The organism is Streptomyces filipinensis, assembly GCF_014649495.1.
Lineage (GTDB): Bacteria > Actinomycetota > Actinomycetes > Streptomycetales > Streptomycetaceae > Streptomyces > Streptomyces filipinensis.
In genome coordinates, this window is record NZ_BMTD01000021.1 from 51,875 (window position 1) to 70,288 (window position 18,414).

Genomic DNA, 18,414 nt, shown 5'->3' on the forward strand with positions numbered 1-18,414 from the left:
TGGATCACCTGTCTCCGCGAGAGGAAGCCCGGCGTTCGGCCGCCTGTTGCCGCCGGTTACGGGACTGACGTCGGTTCTGTGCGCGCTGCCGGGCGCCGTGCGCGGCGGCCCCGGGCCCGCTGTCCGAGCCGCCGAGGAAGGCGGCGAGGGACTCGATCGTGGGGTGCTGGAAAAGCTCGACCATGCTCAGGTCGTGGCCGAGCGCGGCGGCCAGCCGGGTCCGGAACTCGGCCATCAGCAGCGAATGGCCGCCCAGGTCGAAGAAGTTGTCACGCAGCCCGACGCGCTCGACGCCCAGCAGGCCGCGCCACATGAGGGCGAGCTCCTGCTCCAGGCCGTCCTGGGGGGCGACGAACCGGGCCGTCAGGTCCGGGCGGTCGTACCGCGGCTCGGGCAGCGCCTTGCGGTCGGTCTTGCCGCTGGGGGTCAGCGGCAGGGCGTCGAGCACCGTGAAGGAGGCCGGGACCATGTACTCGGGCAGGTGCTCGCGCAGCCGCGCGGCCAGCTGCCCGGCCGTGGGCGCGCCACCGTCGCCGGCGGTGACGTAGGCGGCCAGGCGGACGTCACCAAGGGAGTGCTCGCGGGCGACGACGACCGCTTCCCGCACCGCCGGGTGCCGGCTCAGCACGGCCTCGATCTCCCCGAGTTCGAGGCGCTGGCCGCGGAGCTTGACCTGGTGGTCCAGGCGGCCGAGGAACTCCAGCGCCCCGTCGGCGCGGTACCGGGCGAGGTCACCGGTGCGGTAGATACGGGCCCCGGCGACGAACGGGTCGTCCGTGAAGCGTTCGGCGGTCAGCTCCGGGCGGTTCAGGTAGCCGCGGGCCAGACCCCGCCCGCCGATGCACAGTTCACCGGGGACACCCGCCGGGACGGGACGGCCGTTGCGGTCCAGGACGTACATACGGGTGTTGGCGATGGGCCGGCCGATGGGCACCGGCCGCGGATCGTCGCCCTGCGGGCGGCAGTGCCAGAAGGTGACGTCGATGGCGGCCTCGGTGGGCCCGTACAGGTTGTGCAGCTCGGCCCGGTGCAGGTCCAGGAAACGGTCGTGCAGGTCGCGGGGCAGTTCCTCGCCGCTGCAGAAGACGCGGCGCAGACCGGCCGACTGCTCGGCCGGCTCGGCCAGGAACAGCTGCAGCATCGACGGCACGAAGTGGACCGTGGTGATCTGCTCGGCGGCGATCGCAGCGGCCAGGTAGGCGCTGTCGCGGTGCCCGCCGGGCCGCGCCATGACCAGCGTGGCGCCGCACATCAGCGGCCAGAAGAACTCCCACACCGACACGTCGAAGGAGAACGGGGTCTTCTGCAGCACCCGGTCGGTGGCATCCAGAGGGTAGGCGTCCTGCATCCACAACAACCGGTTGCGCAGGGCCGCGTGGACGTTCATCACGCCCTTGGGCCGGCCCGTCGAGCCGGAGGTGAAGATGACGTACGCCAGATCCTCGCCGTCCACGGCGACACCCGGATCCGTCGCACACTGCCCGGCCAGCTCCGCGGCCAGGTCCTCCAGCCGCAGGACGGGGCAGGCCAGTTCGGGCAGCGCGCCGGCCTGCGCACCATGGGTGAGCACCACGGCCGGCCGGGCGTCCTCGGCCATGGCGGCCAGCCGGGCGGGCGGCAGAGCGGTGTCGAAGGGGACGTACGCCCCGCCGGCCTTGAGGACGGCCACGAGGGCGACGACGAGATCGAGCGAGCGCTCCATGGCGACACCGACCAGGCCGTCCCGGCCCACCCCGCGGGCACGCAGCAGATGGGCCAGGCGGTTGGCCCGCTCGTTCAGCTCGGCGTACGTCAGGCACGCGCCGTCGTAGCGGACGGCCTCCCCGCCCGGGGTACGGCGCACCTGCTCCTCGATGATCTCGTGCACCAGGCCGCCGGACCACTGCCGTTCGGTGGCGTTCCACTCCTCGACGATGCGGTGGCGCTCCGCCGCGTCCAGGAGGTCCAGGTCGCCCACGGGCGCCTGGGGGCGCGCCACGACCTGCTCGACCAGGCGGCGGAAGTGACCGGCCAGGCGGACGATGGTGGCCTCGTCGAACAGGTCACGGTCGTACTCGAACCAGCCGGTCACCCCGCCGTCGGTGTCGAACGCCTGCAGTTCCAGATCGAAGCGGGCGCCGACACTGCGGACCGGGAGCCGGGTCAGCCGGGCACCGGCCATGGCCAGGGTGGGCACCGGTTCCCTGCCGTAGCTGAAACTGACCTGGTACACCGGAGGACGGCTGAGGTCACGGGCGGTGTTGAGGTCGGCGACGATCAGCTCGAAGGGAACGTCCTGATGGGCGTACGCGCCCAGGCAGGCGTCGCGGACACGGGCCAGGACCGCCTCGAACCCCGGATCGCCGGACAGGTCGGCCCTGATGGGCAGGGTGTTGACGAAGTAACCGATGAGCGGCTCGACCTCGGCGTGCCCGCGCAGCGCGGTGGGCACGCCGACGACGATGTCGTCCTGCCCGCTGTAGCGGTGCAGCAGGATCTGGAAGACGGCGAGCAGCGCCATGTACGCGGTGGCGCCGTGCCGGCCGGCCAGCGCCGCCAGCTCCCCGACCAGGGCGGGCGGCAGGTCGACGGGGACGGAGCCGCCGTTGAAGCCCTGCACGGGCGGACGGGGCCGGTCGGTGGGCAGGTCCAGGACGGCGGGGGCGCCGGCGAGGTGCTCGCGCCAGTACGCCAGGCCCTGCCGCCAGCCGCCGTCATCGAGCTGCCGGTGCTGCCAGGCGGCGAAGTCACCGTACTGGACGGCCAGTTCGGGCAGCGGTGAGGGCCGGCCGGCGGCGAAGGCCTCGTACAGCTCGGACAGTTCGTTCAGGAAGACCGCGAGGGACCAGCGGTCGGAGACGAGGTGGTGCATCGCGACCACGAGCACGGACCGGTCGCGGCCGGTGCGCAGCAGCCGGACCCGCAGCAGCGGGCCGGTGTCGATGTCGAAGGGTTCGGCCAGGGCCTCGTCGATCCACTTCTGCCGCTCGGCGTCGGTGTGGCGCGGGCCGCTGAGATCGGTCTCGGGGACGTCGACGGCCACCTGGTGGTGGACGACCTGGACGGGGGCGCCCGCACGCGACCGGAACGTGGTGCGCAGCGCCTCGTGGCGGCGGACGATCTCGGCGACGGCGGCACGCAGCAGACCGGCGTCGAGGGGCCCTTCGACGCGGACCGCGCCGGGCACGATGTAGCCGGGGTTGCGGGGCCGCAGCTGTTCGAGGAACCAGGTGCCGCGCTGCAGGACGGCCAGCGGGAAGGTGTCCTCGGCCGGGCGCTCGGCGAGCAGGGCCTCGAAACGGGCGCGCTCTTCGGGCGTGAGCGCGGCCAGCCGCTGGGCGAGGTCGTCGGTCACGAGCCTTCCTCCGCTGTGGGCACGGATGCGGCGGAACGGGTCAGTTCGTCCAGCAGGGCCTTGGCGGCATCGGCGGCCCGGGGCATCCGCTGGATCGCAGCGGGAGCCCCGGAGCCGTCGTGCACGGTGCCCGTCAAGGAGGGTCCGCCGGTCGCGGCCAGCTTCTTGACGATGCTCCTGGCGACGCTGGCGATGGTCGCGCCGCCCAGGAAGTCGGTGATCTGCAGGGTCAGGCCGAGCCGGCTCTGGATCTCGTTGCGCAACTCCACGGCCATGAGGGAGTCCAGCCCGAAGCCGGTCAGCGGCTCGTCCACGCCGATGCGGGTGGAGGCGGAGCCGAGGACGTCCTGCACGCTGAGCACGAACCGGGTGCACAGGGTGTCCAGGCGCTCGGACTCGCCCAGCTCCAGCAGCTCGGCGGCGGTGGGGATGCGGCTGGCACGGCGCCGGGTGCGGGAGGTGCGGCGGGCGGAGCGGGCCGGCCGGGTGCGCGAGCCCGCCGCTGCGCCGGCACCGGCGTCTGCGTCGTCGGTGACGGCCGGGGCGGTGCCGTCCCAGGGACGCGGGGGCTGCCAGCAGCGCACCGGGTCGAAGGGGTAGGTGGGCACCTGCGCGCCGACACGGGTGTAGTCACGGTCGAAGCCGGCCCAGTCGACCGGCGCGCCGGCCGCGTACAGCTCGGCGACCGTGGGCAGCAGCACCTCCCAGTCGTCCTGCTTGGGCCGCAGGCTGGGCAGCAGCAGGTCGTCGTGGCCGGGGGGCAGGCTGTCGCTGATCACCCCCAGCAGGGTGGGGGCGGGGCCGACCTCGACGAAGGTGCGGTAGCCCATGGAGCGCAGGGTCTGCACGCCGTCGGCGAACCGCACGGTGCCACGCACGTGCCGGCACCAGTAGTCCGCGTCCGGCGCCTGGTCCCACGGCCACAGCTCACCGGTGACGTTGGAGACCAGGGGGATGCGCGGGGCACGGAAGGTCAGCTTGTGCGCGGCGCGGCGCAGCGGCTCCAGGACGGGGTCCATCAGGGGGGAGTGTCCGGCGGAGGCGATGTGCAGCTGCTTGGCCTTCACACCGCGGGCGCTGAACGCGGCGCACACGGCCTCGACCGCGTCACGCTCACCGGAGATCGCGATGTTCGCCGGGCCGTTGACCGCGGCGACGGCGATCCGGCCGGGGTGCGCGGCGATCTCGGCGGCGACCTCCTCCTCGGAGGCGAAGACCGCGGCCATGCTCCCGGGCAGCGAGAACTCCTGGATGATGCGGGCGCGTTCCACCGCGAAGGCCAGGCCGTCCTCCAGCGACATCGCGCCCGCCACACAGGCCGCGACGCACTCGCCGAAGCTGTGGCCGAGGACGGCCGCGGGCGTGATGCCCCACGACTGCCACAGCTGGGCCATGGCGTACTCGACGACGAAGGTGGCGGGCTGGGCGTAGGCGGTGTCGTTGACCTGTGCGTCGTCGGGGTCGTCGGGGAACAGCACGGACAGCAGCGGCCGCTTGAGCAGCGGGCGCAGGATCTCGGCGCACGCGTCGACGGCGCGCCGGAAGGTGGGCTGCGTGTCGTACAGGCCGCGGGCCATGCCGGGGCGCTGGGCGCCCTGGCCGGTGAACAGGAAGACGACCTCGGCGCTGTCGGCCTCACCCTGGACCGGGCCGGGACCGTCCTCGCCGCGGGCGAAGGAGGCGAGCTGGGCGGCGACCTCCTGGCGGGTGGCGCCGATGGCGGCCAGCCGGTGGCGGAAGTGGGAACGCCCGGTGCCCGCAGCGTGGCACAGGTCCGCCAGCGAGGCGTCGTCGTCGCCGGCCAGCCGCTCGGCGTAGCGGCCGGCGAGGGCGGCCAGGGCGCTCTCGCTGCGGGCGGACAGCGCCAGGACGGAGGCGGGCCTGCGCTCGTCCGGGGCGGGCGGCGCGGGCAGGGCGGGGGCCTGCTCCACGATCAGGTGGACGTTGGTGCCGCTCAGCCCGAAGCTGCTCACCGCCGCCGTGCGGCGGCCGGCGCCCTGCGGCCACGGGGTGAGGCGGGTGGGCACCTGGAAGGTGGTGCCGTCGAAGGAGATGTTGGAGTTCAGCCGGGAGAAGTGCAGGTTCGGCGGGATCTGGGCGCGCTCCAGGCACAGCGCGGCCTTGATCAGACCGGCGATGCCGGCGGCCGCCTCCAGGTGACCGATGTTGGTCTTGACGGCGCCGAGGTAGACCGGCGAGCCGTGGTCGCGGCCGTAGACGTCGGCCAGGGCCTCGGCCTCGATGGGGTCGCCCAGGCGGGTGCCGGTGCCGTGCGTCTCGATGTAGCCGACCTGGTCGGCCTCCACCCCGGCGGCGGCCAGGGCGCGGCGGAACACATCGCGCTGGGCCGCGCCGTTGGGCGCGGTGATGCCGGCGCTGCGGCCGTCCTGGTTGACCGCGCCGCCGCGTACGACGGCCAGGACGCGGTCCTGGTCGCGCAGGGCGTCGGAGAGCCGCTTGAGGACGACGACGCCGCAGCCCTCGCCGCGCACGTAGCCGTCGGCGCTGTCGGAGAACGTCATGGCGCGGCCCTGCCGGGAGACCGAGCCGAACTGCGACTGGGAGATCATCAGCAGCGGCGACAGCACCACGTTGACGCCGCCGGCCAGGGCCATGTCGCACTCTCCCAGGCGCAGGCTCTGGCACGCCTGGTGGACGGCCAGCAGCGAGGCGGAGCAGGCGCTGTCGACGGTGAGGTTGGGGCCGCGCAGATCGAGGAGGTAGGCGATGCGGGCCGGGATGAAGGACTGGGCGGCGCCGGAACTGGTGTAGGCGCTGACGTCGTCGGGGTGGCGCAGCTGCGCGGTGATGTAGTCCCAGGAGGCGGCGCCCATGAACACACCGGTGCGGCTGCCCGCCAGGCCCGAGGGGGCCTGGCCGGCGTTCTCCAGCGCCTCCCAGCACACCGTCAGGCTCAGCCGCTGGGCCGGGTCCATCGCCACGGCCTCGCGCTGGGAGATCCCGAAGAAGTCGTGGTCGAACAGGTCCAGGTCGTCGAGGAACGCGCCGGAGCGGGTGTAGATCTTCCCCGGCTTGCCGGCCTCCTCGTCGTAGAACGCCTCGTGGTCCCACCGTCCGCGGGGGATGTCGCCCACGGCGTCGGTGCCCTCGGCCAGCAGCCGCCAGTAGGAGGCGGTGTCGGTGACGCCGCCGGGCAGGCGACAGCCGGCGCCCACGATGGCGATGGGTTCGCTGCGGGCCCGCTCGTACTCCTCGACCTGGCGCTGGAGGCGGTCCATCGTCAGGTAGGCGCGCTTGAGCGTGTCGGCCGCTACCAGATCCTGTCCCGGTGTCATCGCTGGTCCCCCTCGTCGATCTGTGTGGTCTTGGCCATCAGGAGTGCCTCGAGTTGCGCGGCGGACATCGCGTCGAGGTCCGGCGGGCCGTCCGCGGCGGGCGGGCCCGCACCGTCGCGGGGAGCCGGCGCCGCCACCCTCACGGCCGGCGCTGCGGGTGTCTCGGCCCGGTCGCCGTCCGCCGCCTGGCCGGGCTCCAGCTCGATCTCCATGCGGTCGGCCAGGTACGGCACCAGGGCGTCGACGGTCGGGAAGCGCCAGGTGACGGTGGAGGGCAGCTGGATGTGCAGCGAGGACTCCAGGGACTTGCGCAGCTCCAGGGAGAGCAGCGAGTCGAAGCCCATGCTGCTGAGGGGGGCGCTGGTGTCGATCCTGGCGGGGTCCGTGCCCAGCAGGCCGGCGGCGGCCGCCCGGCAGTGCTCGCTCAGCACGGCCCTGCGGCGGCGGCCGGGTTCGACCGCGAGCATCAGCCGGCGTACCTCCTGGCGTGCCCCCGCCCCGCTCCCGGTGTCCTCGCCGGGCTCGTCGAGGAGGGTGCGCAGCAGGCCGTGGCCGGGGTGGTCGCGGAGCGTGCCGCGGTCCACCGGCAGCACGCACACCTGGGTGGCGCCCCCGCTCAGGACCCGGTCGAGGGCGGCGATGCCCTGCTCGGGGCTGATGCTCCGGATGCCGCGGGCGGCCAGGGTGTTGCCGCGGCCCGGGCGGGCGGCGAGACCGATGTGCGACCAGGGCCCCCAGTTGATGCTCAGCGCGGGCAGGCCGCGCGAGCGCCGGTGGTGGGCCAGGGTGTCGAGGAAGGCGCTCGCGGCGGCGTAGTTGCCCTGGCTGGCCGAGCCGAGGACGGCGGCGGCCGAGGAGTACAGGACGAAGAAGTCCAGCTCGCGTTCGAGGGTGGCCTGGTGCAGGTGCCAGGCCGCGGCCGACTTGGGGCCCGCGACGCTGCGGAACCTGTCCGCGTCGAGGCCGGTGAGCAGGCCGTCGTCGAGGATGCCCGCGGCGTGCACGATCCCCGCCAGCGGCGGCAGGCTGTCGTCAATGCGGGCCAGCAGCTCCCGGACGGCGTCCGGTGCGGACACGTCGGCGGCGACGACCAGCACCTGGGCCCGCGTGCGCAGGTCGGCGAGGACGTCTTCGGCGTCCGCGCCGGGGGCGCCGCGGCCGACCAGGACCAGGTGGCGGGCGCCGCGTTCGGCGAGGTAGCGGGCGGTCTGCAGGCCGAGCGCGCCGAGACCACCGGTGATCAGGTAGGTGCCGAAGGGGCGTACCGGAGCGGCGCCCGCCGCGGTGGTGACGACTTCGCCGGCGGCCGGCACCAGCACGAGCTTGCCGGTGTGGCGGGCCTTGGCCATCGCGGTGAACGCGGCGGGGGCGTCACCGAAGGAATGGACGGTGACGGGCAGGGCGGTGAAGTCGCCGCGGTCGAAGCCCTGGACGACGTCGGCGAACAGCTCGGCGATCCGTCCGGGTTCCTCGCGGATGGTGCGTTCCAGGTCCACGGCGAGGAAGGCGCGGTTGTCCTTGAAGAACTCCAGGCCGATGTGGCTGTTGTCGTAGATGTCGCGCTTGCCGATCTCCACGAAGCGCCCGCCGGGCGCGAGCAGCCCCAGGGAACGCACCAGCGTCTCGCCGGAGGTGGAGTTGAGGACCACGTCGACGCCGCGGCCGCCGGTGAGCGCCATGATCTCGTCGGCGAAGTCGAGGGTGCGGGAGTCCATGACGTGCTCGACCCCCAGGCCGCGCAGCAGCTCGCGTTTGGCGGGGGTGCCGGCGGTGGCGTACACCCGGGCGCCGCGGCGGCGGGCGACCTGCAGCGCGGCGAGGCCGACACCGCCGGTCGCGGAGTGGATGAGCACGCTCTCGCCCGCCCGCAGGCGGCCCAGCTGTTCCAGGCCGTGCACGGCGGTCAGGAACGCGATGGGCACGGCGGCGGCCTGCTCGTCGTCCAGGGACGGCGGGGCCGGGGCCACCAGGTCCTCGTCCAGGGTGATGAAGGCCGCCATGCTGCCGGGCCCGGCGGCGATGACCCGGTCGCCGACCCGGTGCCCGCTGACGCCCTCGCCCACGGCGGTGATCCGGCCGGCGCACTCGGCGCCGAGCGGCACGACGCCTTCGGCGCCGGGGTAGGAGTCGAGGGCCTTGAGGACGTCGCTGAAGTTCAGGCCCGCGGCGCTGACCTCGATCTCGACCTGGCCGGGACCCGGCGCGGTGCGCTGCCACCAGGTCGGGCGGAGGCTGGCCAGGCTGCCCGGGCGGGCGGCCAGCAGGTGGTGGTTGCCGTCACGCGCGGCGTCGAAGGGCCAGGCGGGGCGGTGGTCCTCGGCCGGGCGGCCGGCGGGTGTCCAGGGCTCCAGCGCGGGAGTCAGCCGCGCACCGGCACGCAGGGCGACCTGGTCGTCGTCGCCGGGGCGCAGCACCTCGGCGAGCAGCTGGGCACCCTCGGCCGGCGGGCGGGCCGGGTCCAGGTCCACGACGGTGGCCCGCAGCTCGGTGTGCTCCAGTGCGATCACCCGGGCCAGACCCCACAGCGGCGCCTGCGCGACGGCCAGTTCGTCGCCGTCCACGACGCGCTGGGCACCGCGGGTGAGCAGGACCAGGCGGGGCGCGGGGTCCTGCCCGGCGCGGGCGAGTTCCTGCACGAGGTGGAGCACCGGCAGGCAGACGGCGTCGTGGGCGGCGGACAGCTGCCGGGCGCCGCCGTCCTCCTCGCCGAGGCCGGCGTCCAGCGGCCAGGCGTGGACGATCCCGTCCGGGCGGACGCCCGCGGCGGCCAGGTCGGCCAGCAGCGCGGCGACGTCCTCGCGCTCGGCGCCGAGTTCGTAGTGCGCCGCGTCGACCTTGCGGTAGGCGGGGCCGGCGGTGACGGTCAGGCAGGTGGCGCCGCGCGAGCGCAGGGCGCTGCCCAGGCCGGCGGCGGCGGTGCCGGTGTCGGCGAACAGCAGCCAGGTGCCGGGCGGCCCCTGCGGGGCGGGGGAGTCGGCGGCGGGGCGCCAGGCGATGTCGAGCAGGGCCTCGCCGAGCGGGTCGGCGGCCTCGGCGCGGTCCAGGCGCCGCAGGGTGATGCCGCTGACCTCGCCGACGGCGCCGCCCGCCTCGTCGTACAGGACGACACGCGCGCCGGTGATCGTCTCGGCGCCGGGCCGCGGCGCGGTGACGGCGGCGTGCGCCCAGCGGGGCTCGCCGCGGTCGGCGAAGAGGGTGAAGCCGCCGACGGCCACCGGCAGGTACGTGCCCTCCAAGGGCGTCTCCTGCGCGTCGAGAGCGGCGCTGAGGACCTGCAGGGCGCTGTCGAGCACGGCCGGGTGCACCAGGTGCTCGCCCCGGTCGGCGCTCAGCGCGGTCCGCTCGCGCAGCCGGGCGACGGCCTCGGCCCGGCCCCGCCACAGCTCCTCGATGCCCTGGAACGCGGGCCCGTAGGCCAGCCCGGTGCGGCGCAGCGCGGCGTAGTGGTCCTCGGCCGCGGCGGCGGTGGTGCAGCGCGCCCGTACGGCACCGAGCGGTTCGGCGGTGGCGTGCGAGGCGGCGCGGCCGAAGCCCGCCCGCGCGGCCTCGCTCCACCGCGCGTCGGCGCCGGCGCGGGTGAACAGCCGCACCGTGCCGGTGTCGGCGGTGCCGGGCAGCAGGACGAGCTGCAGCGTGGTGTCGTCGGCCTGCTCGGGCACCACGGTGAGCCGGGTGAAGGAGACGCCGTCCAGGGCGGCGCCGCCACCCAGGTGCGCGCGGGCCGCGGCCAGTGCGGCGTCCAGCACCAGGGCGGCGGGCAGGACGGGGCTGCCCCCCACCTGGTGATCGGCCAGGTAGGGGAACTCGGCGAGGCCGACGGGCGCCGACCAGTGCACGGCGTGCGGCGGCAGCGCCGACGCGGTGCGCTCGCGCAGGACCGGATGGCCCCGGTGCGCGGCCCGGCGTCCCGGCCGCTGCTCGTGCCAGCTGCGGGTGCGCTGCCAGGGGTAGGTGGGCAGGTCGGCCATGGGGCCGGCGGGGCCGTGGACGCGGGTGAAGTCGATCGGGTGGCCGCTGCTGTAGAGACGGCCGAGTTCGGCGAGCACGGTGGCGCGCCCCGGCTGGTCCCGGCGCAGCGAGGAGACGGCGACCGCGCCGTCGTAGGACGACAGGCGCTCGGTGACGGCGTCGGTGAGCATCGGGTGCGGCGAGATCTCGACGAACGCGTTGTGCCCGGTGTCGGCGAGCGCGGTGACGGCGGTGTCGAACAGCACCGGCCGGGTGAGGTTGGACGCCCAGTACGCGGCGTCCAGGCGGTCGCCGGGGACCGGCTCGCCGGTGCCGGTGGAGATCATCGGGATGGCGGTGGGGCGGGGCCGCAGGGGGGCCAGCTGGCGCCGCAGTTCGGCGGCGACGGGCTCCATCAGGGGGCAGTGGGAGGCGAACTCGACGGACTCCAGGATCTTGCAGTAGAGGCCGTCGTCGGCCAGGGACTTGGCGAACTTCTCCAGGGCGGGGCCCTCGCCGGAGAAGACGGTGGAGTGCGGGCTGTTGGCGGCGGCGACCCACACCGCTTTCGGCTCGCGTTCGGCCAGCAGGGCGTGGGCCTGGTCCAGGCCCACGCCCGCGACGGCCATCCGGCCCTTGCCGGTGGCGGCGTGCAGGACGGTGCCGCGGTGCAGCGCGATCAGCAGGGCGTCCTCCAGGGACACCGCACCCGCGACGTGGGCGGCGGCGATCTCGCCGACGCTGTGCCCGACGACGGCGGCGGGTTCGATGCCCCAGGAGCGCCACAGCCCGGCCAGCGCGATCTGGACGGCGGTCAGGGCGGGCTGGCCGACGGCGGTGTCGAGCAGCCGGGAGCGGGCGGGATCGGCCGTGAGCTGGTCGAGCAGCGACCAGTCGGTGTGACGGCGCAGCAGGGCGTCGGCCCGCTCCAGGACGGCGCGCACGGCCTTCTCCCCGGCGAGGTCACCGATGAGCAGGTCGGCGGCCAGCGGCCACCAGCGCGGCCCCTGGCCGGAGAAGACGAACACCGCCCTGGCCTGCCGGCCGGCCCGGCGCACGCCCGAGCTGAGGCCGGTGGCGTCCTCGCCGCGGCCGAACGCGGCGAGCGCACCGCGCAGTTCGGCGGCCGAGCCGCCGACGCAGGCCAGCCGGTGCTCGTGGTGGGTGCGCCGCACGGCGGCGGCGCAGGCGAAGGCGGCGACGGGCGTGGTGTCGGTGAGCTTGTCCTCGTAGCGGGCGGCCAGATCGCGCAGCGCCTGCTCGTCGCGGGCGGAGACGGTCAGCAGCACGGCGCCCTCGGACACGGTGGGGGTGCCGGCGGCCGGCGGGGGCTCCGCCACCACCAGGTGGGCGTTGGTGCCGCCGAAACCGAAGGAGCTGACGCCCACGAGGGCCGGGGTGGGGGTGGGCCACGGCTGGAGGGTGTCGGCGACCCGCAGCGGCAGGTCGTCGAAGGGGATGTGCGGGTTGGGGGAGCGGTAGTGCAGGGTCGGCGGCACCATCCGGTGGCGGACCATGAGGGCGGCCTTGATCAGACCGCCGATGCCCGCGGCGGCCTCCATGTGACCGAGGTTGGACTTGACCGACCCGATCAGGCAGGGCCGGTCGGGGGCGCGGCCGTCACCGAGGACCGCGCCGAGCGCCTTGGCCTCGATGGGGTCGCCGAGGATGGTGCCGGTGCCGTGGGCCTCCACGTAGCCGATGTCGGCGGGGCGCACCCCGGCCTTGGCGTGGGCGGCGCGCACCACCGCCTCCTGGGCCTTCGGGTTGGGCGCCATCAGCCCGTTGCTCGCGCCGTCCTGGCCCACGGCACCGCCGCGGATCACGGCGTGCACGGGGTCGCCGTCGGCCAGGGCCCGGCTGAGCGGCTTGAGGATCACCACGCCGGCGCCCTCGGAGCGCACGTAGCCGTCGGCGCGGGCGTCGAACGGCTTGCAGCGGCCGTCGGCGGACATCACCCCGGCCTTGCTGAAGTTGATGGCGAAGGCCGGGGACAGCACCAGGTTGACGCCGCCGGCGACGGCCAGGTCGCACTCGCCCCGCTCCAGGCTCGCGCACGCCTGCAGCACCGCCACCAGCGAGGAGGAGCAGGCGGAGTCGACGGCCATGCTCGGGCCGCGCAGGTCCAGCAGGTAGGACAGGCGGTTCGCGGCGATGCTCAGCGCGCTGCCGGTGCCGGTGTAGGCGTCGATGGCGTCGAGGTCGCCCAACTGGCCGGTGGCGTAGTCGAAGGTGGAGATGCCGATGAACACACCGGTCTGCGAGCCGGACAGCGACCCGGTGGGCACGCCCGCGTTCTCCAGGGCCTCGAAGCAGACCTCGGCGAGCAGCCGCTGCTGGGGGTCCATACGGGCCGCTTCCGCCTGCGAGATGCCGAAGAAGCCCGAGTCGAAGCGGTCGACGCCGTCGACGAAACCGCCCCAGCGGCTGTTGGTGCGGCCCGCGGCCGCGGGGTCCTCGTCGGTGAACTCCTCGGTGCTCCACCGCTCGGCGGGCACCTCGGTGACGGCGTCGCGGCCTTCGCTCAGCAGCTGCCAGAAGCTGTCGGGGCCGTCGACGCCGCCGGGGAAGCGGCAGCCGATGCCGATGACGGCGATCGGCTCGTCCGCGCCGGGCACGTCCGCGGCGGCTGCGGGCGCCGGGGCCGTCAGGGTGGTGGCGGGCTCGTCGGCGGCCGTGGGCGCCTCGGGGCCGGTGGACGCCTGGGCCAGGTGCCGGGCGAGCTTGGCGGCGGTGGGGTACTCCCAGACGATGCCGGGGGCGAGGGGGATGCCGAGGCGGCCCTCCAGGTCGCCGACCAGCGCGACCAGCTCCACCGACCGCAGCCCGTACCCGGCGAACGGCAGCTGCGGGTCGATGGTGTCGACGCGCCGCCCGGTCGCGGCGGCCAGCGCCTCGCGCAGCCACCGCTCGATCGTGGCGGCGTCCGGCGCGTCAGGCTGCGCCACGGCCTGTGGTACGCGCCGCGCCCCGGGCGCCTGCTGCGGCGCCGGGCCGGCCTGCGCCGCGTCCGCCCGCCACAGCGCCAGCGGTTCGAAGGTGCCGTCGAGGACGGCGCTGATGCAGGCGGCGCGCTGGAGCTTGCCGCTGGAGGTCTTCGGCACCGTCCCGGTGCGGGCCAGGGCGACGATGTACGCCTGCAGGCCGTGCTCGCGGGCCACCTCGGCGCGTATCGCGTCGATGACGTGGGCGCGGTCCTCGGGCGAGCGGCTGCCGCGGTACTCCTGGACGACGATGAGCCGTTCCTCGCCGTCGATCTCGCGGGCGCCGGCCACCCCGCAGCCCTGGCGCAGGCCCGGGGCGGCGCTCTCGACGGTGCGCTCGATGTCCTGCGGGTAGTGGTTGCGGCCGGCGACGATGACGACGTCCTTGATACGGCCGGTGACGTAGAGCTGCTCCCCGTCGGCGAACCCGAGGTCACCGGTACGAAGGAACGTTCCTTCCCCGGTGTCGAGGCGGGCCCGGAAGGTCTCCTCGGTGGCCTCGGGGCGGCGCCAGTAGCCGTGCGCGACGCTCGGCCCCGAGACCCATATCTCGCCGACCCGGCCGTCGGGCAGGGCGGTGCGGGTGTGCGGGTCCACGATGACCACACGCTGGTCGTTGAGGGAGACGCCGCAGCTGGGCAGGTTGCGCGCCGCTTCGCCGGGGGCCGCGTCCTCGGCGGCACCCGTAAGGAGCGCTGCGGGACGCAGGTCGCGGTGGACGGGCTCGGCGGCCGGGTCCCCGGTGGAGACCACCAAGGTGGCCTCGGCCAGACCGTAGGAGGGGGCGTGGGTGGCGGGCCTGAAGCCGCACTCGGCGAAGGTGCGGGAGAAACGCTCCATGGTCTGCCTGCGCACCGGCTCCGCGCCGTTGAGGGCGACGCGCCAGGTGCTCAGGTCCAGGCCCTGCCGGTCCTGTTCGCTGACCTTGGCCACCGCGAGGTCGTAGGCGAAGTTCGGGGCGGGGCTCGCGGTGGCGCCGGTGTCGGAGATCGCGCGCAGCCAGCGCAGCGGCCGCTTCAGGAACGAGTACGGCGACATGAAGGTCACCGGGTAACCGCCGTGGGCGGGGGTGAGCAGGCCCATGATCAGGCCCAGGTCGTGGAAGGGCGGCAGCCAGCTCACCATGTGCTGGTGCGGGTCGCCGGCGAAGAACTGCCGGTTCATCTCCGAGATGTTGTGCATCAGGTTGCCGTGGCTGACCATCACGCCCTTGGGGCTGCTGGTGGAGCCGGAGGTGTACTGCAGGAACGCGAGGCTGTCGCGGCCGGTGCCGGGCTCGCGCCAGTTGCCGGCGGCAGCGGTGTCGAGGTCGTCGACGGCGATCCAGACGATGTCCCGCAGCGCCGGGGCGTGCTCGGCGAAGCGGTCGACGAGGGCGATCGTCGCCGCGGGCGCCAGGACCACGGCGGGCTCGGCGTCCTCGACGATGGCGGTCAGCCGCGGCAGCGTGCGCATCGGGAACGCCGGGTCCGGCGGGTAGACCGGCACGGCCACGACGTCGGCGTACAGGCAGGCGAAGAACGAGGTGACGTAGTCCAGTCCGGCCGGGCACATGATCAGGGCCCGCTCCCCGGCGGGGAAGCGCTCCTGCAGCACCGCGGCGATCGTGCGGGCCCGCAGGTCCAGCTCGGCGTTGCCCAGGGGCTGCGGCTCACCCTCGCCGTCCACGAGGAACCGGAAGATCTGCTCCTGCGAGTGCTCGCCGAAGACCGTGCGGAAATGGTCGACAAGCGATCGTGCGTCCCGGCCCGGCATCCGACCGTCCTCTCAGTATCGAACGTGCGTGAACTCATGTCGAAGACGCGGATCGTGCCGCGCTTTCCTGCTGATTTGCTTCGTGCGTGCCGCGCTCAGCGAAGAGGCCGTAGGGCGGCCGGGAGAATCAGAGAACCTGATGCGAAAGAGGCGGTCGGGAAAACGTCGGCCGGTACGTCGCCGGCCAGAACTCCCGGTGGAATCCCGCCATTTACCGTCAGCATCCAACAGTTCCCGCAGACCCGTCAAGAAACAGCCGCCGCAGTGCGGTCGACGGTGCCTCGGGCCGCGGCCGCGTCATTTTCGCGACCGGATCCGTTCAGGTGCCCGCCGGCTGTGCGCGGAACCGGTTGATCGCCGGCTCGTGCCGGGCCCGCAGCTCGGGGTCGGTGACCCCGAGCCCTTCCCCGGGGGCCAGACACAGCACCCCGACCTTGCCCTGGTGCAGGTTGTGGTGCACGTCGTGCACGGCCTGGGCGGTGCCCTCCAGCGGCACCACCTGCGACAGCGTGGGATGCACATGCCCCTTGGCGATGAGCCGGTTGGCCTCCCACGCCTCCCGGTAGTTCGCGAAGTGCGTGCCGATGATCCGCTTGAGGTTCATCCACAGATACCGGTTGTCATAGGCGTGCTCGTACCCCGAGGTGGACGCGCAGGTCACGATGGTGCCGCCGCGGCGGGCCACGTACACGCTCGCGCCGAACGTCTCCCGGCCCGGGTGCTCGAAGACGATGTCCGGGTCGTCACCGCCGGTCAGTTCCCTGATCCGGGCGCCGAACCGCCGCCACTCACGCGGGTCCTGGGTCTGCTCGTCCTTCCAGAACCGGTAGCCCTCGGCGCTGCGGTCGATCACCAGCTCCGCGCCCATCCGCCGGCACACCTGCGCCTTGTGCGCACTGGAGACCACGCACACCGGTGTCGCCCCTCCGTTGAGCGCCAGCTGCACGGCGTAGGAGCCCAGTCCGCCGGTGGCGCCCCAGATCAGCACGGTGTCGCCCTGCTTGAGGCGGGCGCCGGCCGGGGACACCAGCTGCCGGTAGGCGGTGGAGTTCACCAGCCCCGAGGCGGCCGCCTCCTCCCAGGTGAGGTGACGCGGCTTGGGCATCAGCTGGTTGGCCTTGACCAGCGCCAGCTCGGCCAGCCCGCCGAAGTTCGTCTCGAACCCCCAGATCCGCTGCTGCGGGTCGAGCATGGTGTCGGCATGCCCGTCGGGATGGTCCAGCTCCACGGACAGGCAGTGCGCGACCACCTCGTCCCCGGGGCGCCAGGACGCCACCCCCTCGCCGCAGCGCAGCACCACACCGGACAGGTCCGAGCCCAGCACGTGGTAGGGCAGGTCGTGCCGGGCCGCCTGCGGCGAGGTGCGGCCGTAGCGGGACAGGAAGCCGAACGTCGGCACCGGCTCGAAGATCGACGACCACACCGTGTTGTGGTTGATCCCGCTCGCCATCACCGCCACCAGCACCTCGCCCGCGGCCGGTTCGGGGGTGGCCACCTCCTCCAGGTGCAGCGAGCGGCGCGGGTCCTTGTCGCGGCCCGCCAGCCCCTCGAACATCGTCGTCTCCTCGGCGTGCAGGACCACCCCCCGGTAGAACTCGGGCACCGGCAGGTGGCCCACCTCGCCGAGTTCGCCCGCGAGGACCGCGTCGAGAATCTTTTGCATTGTCTCCGGACCTCTTTCCGGCTCAGTCTGCAAAAACAGGACGCGATGGTTTCGCGTTTCCTGCGGGGAGAAACGTGAGGGAGTCACGTCGGGATGTCCGCTCCGCCGTCGCCTGCCGAATTGCCGAGGCAAGCGCGGGATGCATGCTGGCACCCGGACCATGGCCGAGTCCAGTGGCCAAGGGCTCGCGCACGGTGCGCCAAAACGCGTGCGGTCACGGGTACTCGCCCGAGATGTTCAACTGGCCGATACGAGCAGTTGAACGCCCCCGGACGGCTTCCGTAAAACCCGCCGGACCCCGGCATTCATGGCGCCGAAAAACCCGGCCGGACGCCGGACCGCACGCCGTCTCCGGTCCGCCGCCCCGCCGGCCCCGCGCGGGAGTGTTCAACTGCGCGATCCACGCAGTTGAACACCTCCGGTAAAGCGAAGGACGGGTATTTCTCCAGCGTGCAGGACTTCGTGGGGGATATCCCTGGTATCCGTGTAGGGGATACCCCTGATGCCGGAGCGCCTTCGTCCGGTTACGGTGTGCCAGGTGGACTGAACAGGGGATCTGCGGGTCGCCTTGCATCGGCCGTCCGTTCAGGAAAAAAACACCGTGCACCCGGATTTGACCGCCCGGGTGACGAGACCGAGGAGGAATCAGTGACCGACAGGGGTGCCAAGGATTTCGTGGAGGGGGCGAACATGCGCACCACATCCGCCGGCTGGACCGCCGGGCGCATCGCCGCCGTCGTGGTCGGTGCGATCTTGTCCCTCGTGGCGCTGACGCTCGTCGGTGCGGGCGGCACCGCTGTGTACCTGGCCTCCCACGACGGCGGCTACATCGATCTGGGCACCGGCCGCTACGCGCACCGCACCGACACCTACGCCATGACCACCGACAGCTGGCGCGCCGACAAGCAGATGGCCGGCCTGACCGACGACCTCCGGATCACCTTCAAGCCGGACAACCCCTCCGACCCGGTGTTCGTCGGCCTCGCCGACGAGGGGAAGCTGCGTCAGTACCTCAACGGCGTCCAGCACGTGACCATCCACGACTCCAGCGGCAAGGGCGACACCGAGAGCAGGCACCCCGGCGGCACGCCCGGCACGCCGCCCGGCAAGGCCGGCGTCTGGGTCGCCCAGGCCAGCGGGCAGGGTGCGCAGACGCTGAACTGGTCGGTGAAGTCGGGCGACGTCGCGGCGGTCGTCATGAAGGCCGACGGATCGCGCGGGCAGGCCGGCCATGTGACCGTGGCGGCGAAGATCGCCTGGCTGCCCTGGATCGGCGCCGCCTCGCTGCTCGCCGGCCTGCTCGTGCTGGCCGGATCGGTGCTGCTGATCGTGCGGCCCCTGCGCCGGGCACGGGGGCGCGCCGCCTGACCCGAGTGTGAGAACGGCACGGCGCAGGCACGGTCCTTCCGTGCCTGCGCCGTCCGCCGTCCACGC

General features: G+C 73.9%; 5 protein-coding genes. 1 reads left to right on the forward strand and 4 read right to left on the reverse strand.

Annotated elements, in window-relative coordinates:
- Positions 1-4: 4 nt before the first annotated feature.
- The 4 genes from IE244_RS34220 to ccrA all read right to left on the reverse strand — a co-directional run bounded on the left by IE244_RS34220 (position 5) and on the right by ccrA (position 16,980).
- Positions 5-3,334 (reverse strand): non-ribosomal peptide synthetase, encoded by a 3,330-nt coding sequence (locus IE244_RS34220; protein ID WP_191877469.1) that lies wholly within the window; start codon positions 3,332-3,334, stop codon positions 5-7.
- Complete coding sequence (locus IE244_RS34225; protein ID WP_191877470.1) at positions 3,331-6,630, reverse strand: type I polyketide synthase; 3,300 nt, start codon at positions 6,628-6,630, stop codon at positions 3,331-3,333. The genes IE244_RS34220 and IE244_RS34225 overlap by 4 nt, the downstream gene beginning before the upstream one ends.
- Entirely contained in the window at positions 6,627-15,317 is an 8,691-nt protein-coding gene (locus IE244_RS34230) for a type I polyketide synthase (RefSeq protein WP_191877471.1), read from the reverse strand. Before IE244_RS34230 ends, IE244_RS34225 begins: the two co-directional genes overlap by 4 nt.
- Before the next feature lie 319 nt (positions 15,318-15,636).
- Positions 15,637-16,980 (reverse strand): crotonyl-CoA carboxylase/reductase, encoded by a 1,344-nt coding sequence (gene ccrA / locus IE244_RS34235; protein ID WP_191877472.1) that lies wholly within the window; start codon positions 16,978-16,980, stop codon positions 15,637-15,639.
- Between the two features lie 690 nt (positions 16,981-17,670).
- Between ccrA and IE244_RS34240 the strand changes: the two genes are divergently transcribed.
- On the forward strand, positions 17,671-18,348 hold the full coding sequence (locus IE244_RS34240) for a hypothetical protein (RefSeq protein WP_191877473.1): 678 nt from the start codon (positions 17,671-17,673) through the stop codon (positions 18,346-18,348).
- The last annotated feature ends 66 nt before the right edge of the window (positions 18,349-18,414 follow it).

What these genes read in the sequence shown, in the direction of transcription:
- IE244_RS34240 (WP_191877473.1), top strand. Translation starts at nt 17,671, where the DNA reads ATGCGCACCACATCCGCCGGCTGGACCGCCGGGCGCATCGCCGCCGTC.
- IE244_RS34225 (WP_191877470.1), bottom strand. Translation starts at nt 6,630, where the DNA reads ATGACACCGGGACAGGATCTGGTAGCGGCCGACACGCTCAAGCGCGCC.
- IE244_RS34230 (WP_191877471.1), bottom strand. Translation starts at nt 15,317, where the DNA reads ATGCCGGGCCGGGACGCACGATCGCTTGTCGACCATTTCCGCACGGTC.
- ccrA (WP_191877472.1), bottom strand. Translation starts at nt 16,980, where the DNA reads ATGCAAAAGATTCTCGACGCGGTCCTCGCGGGCGAACTCGGCGAGGTG.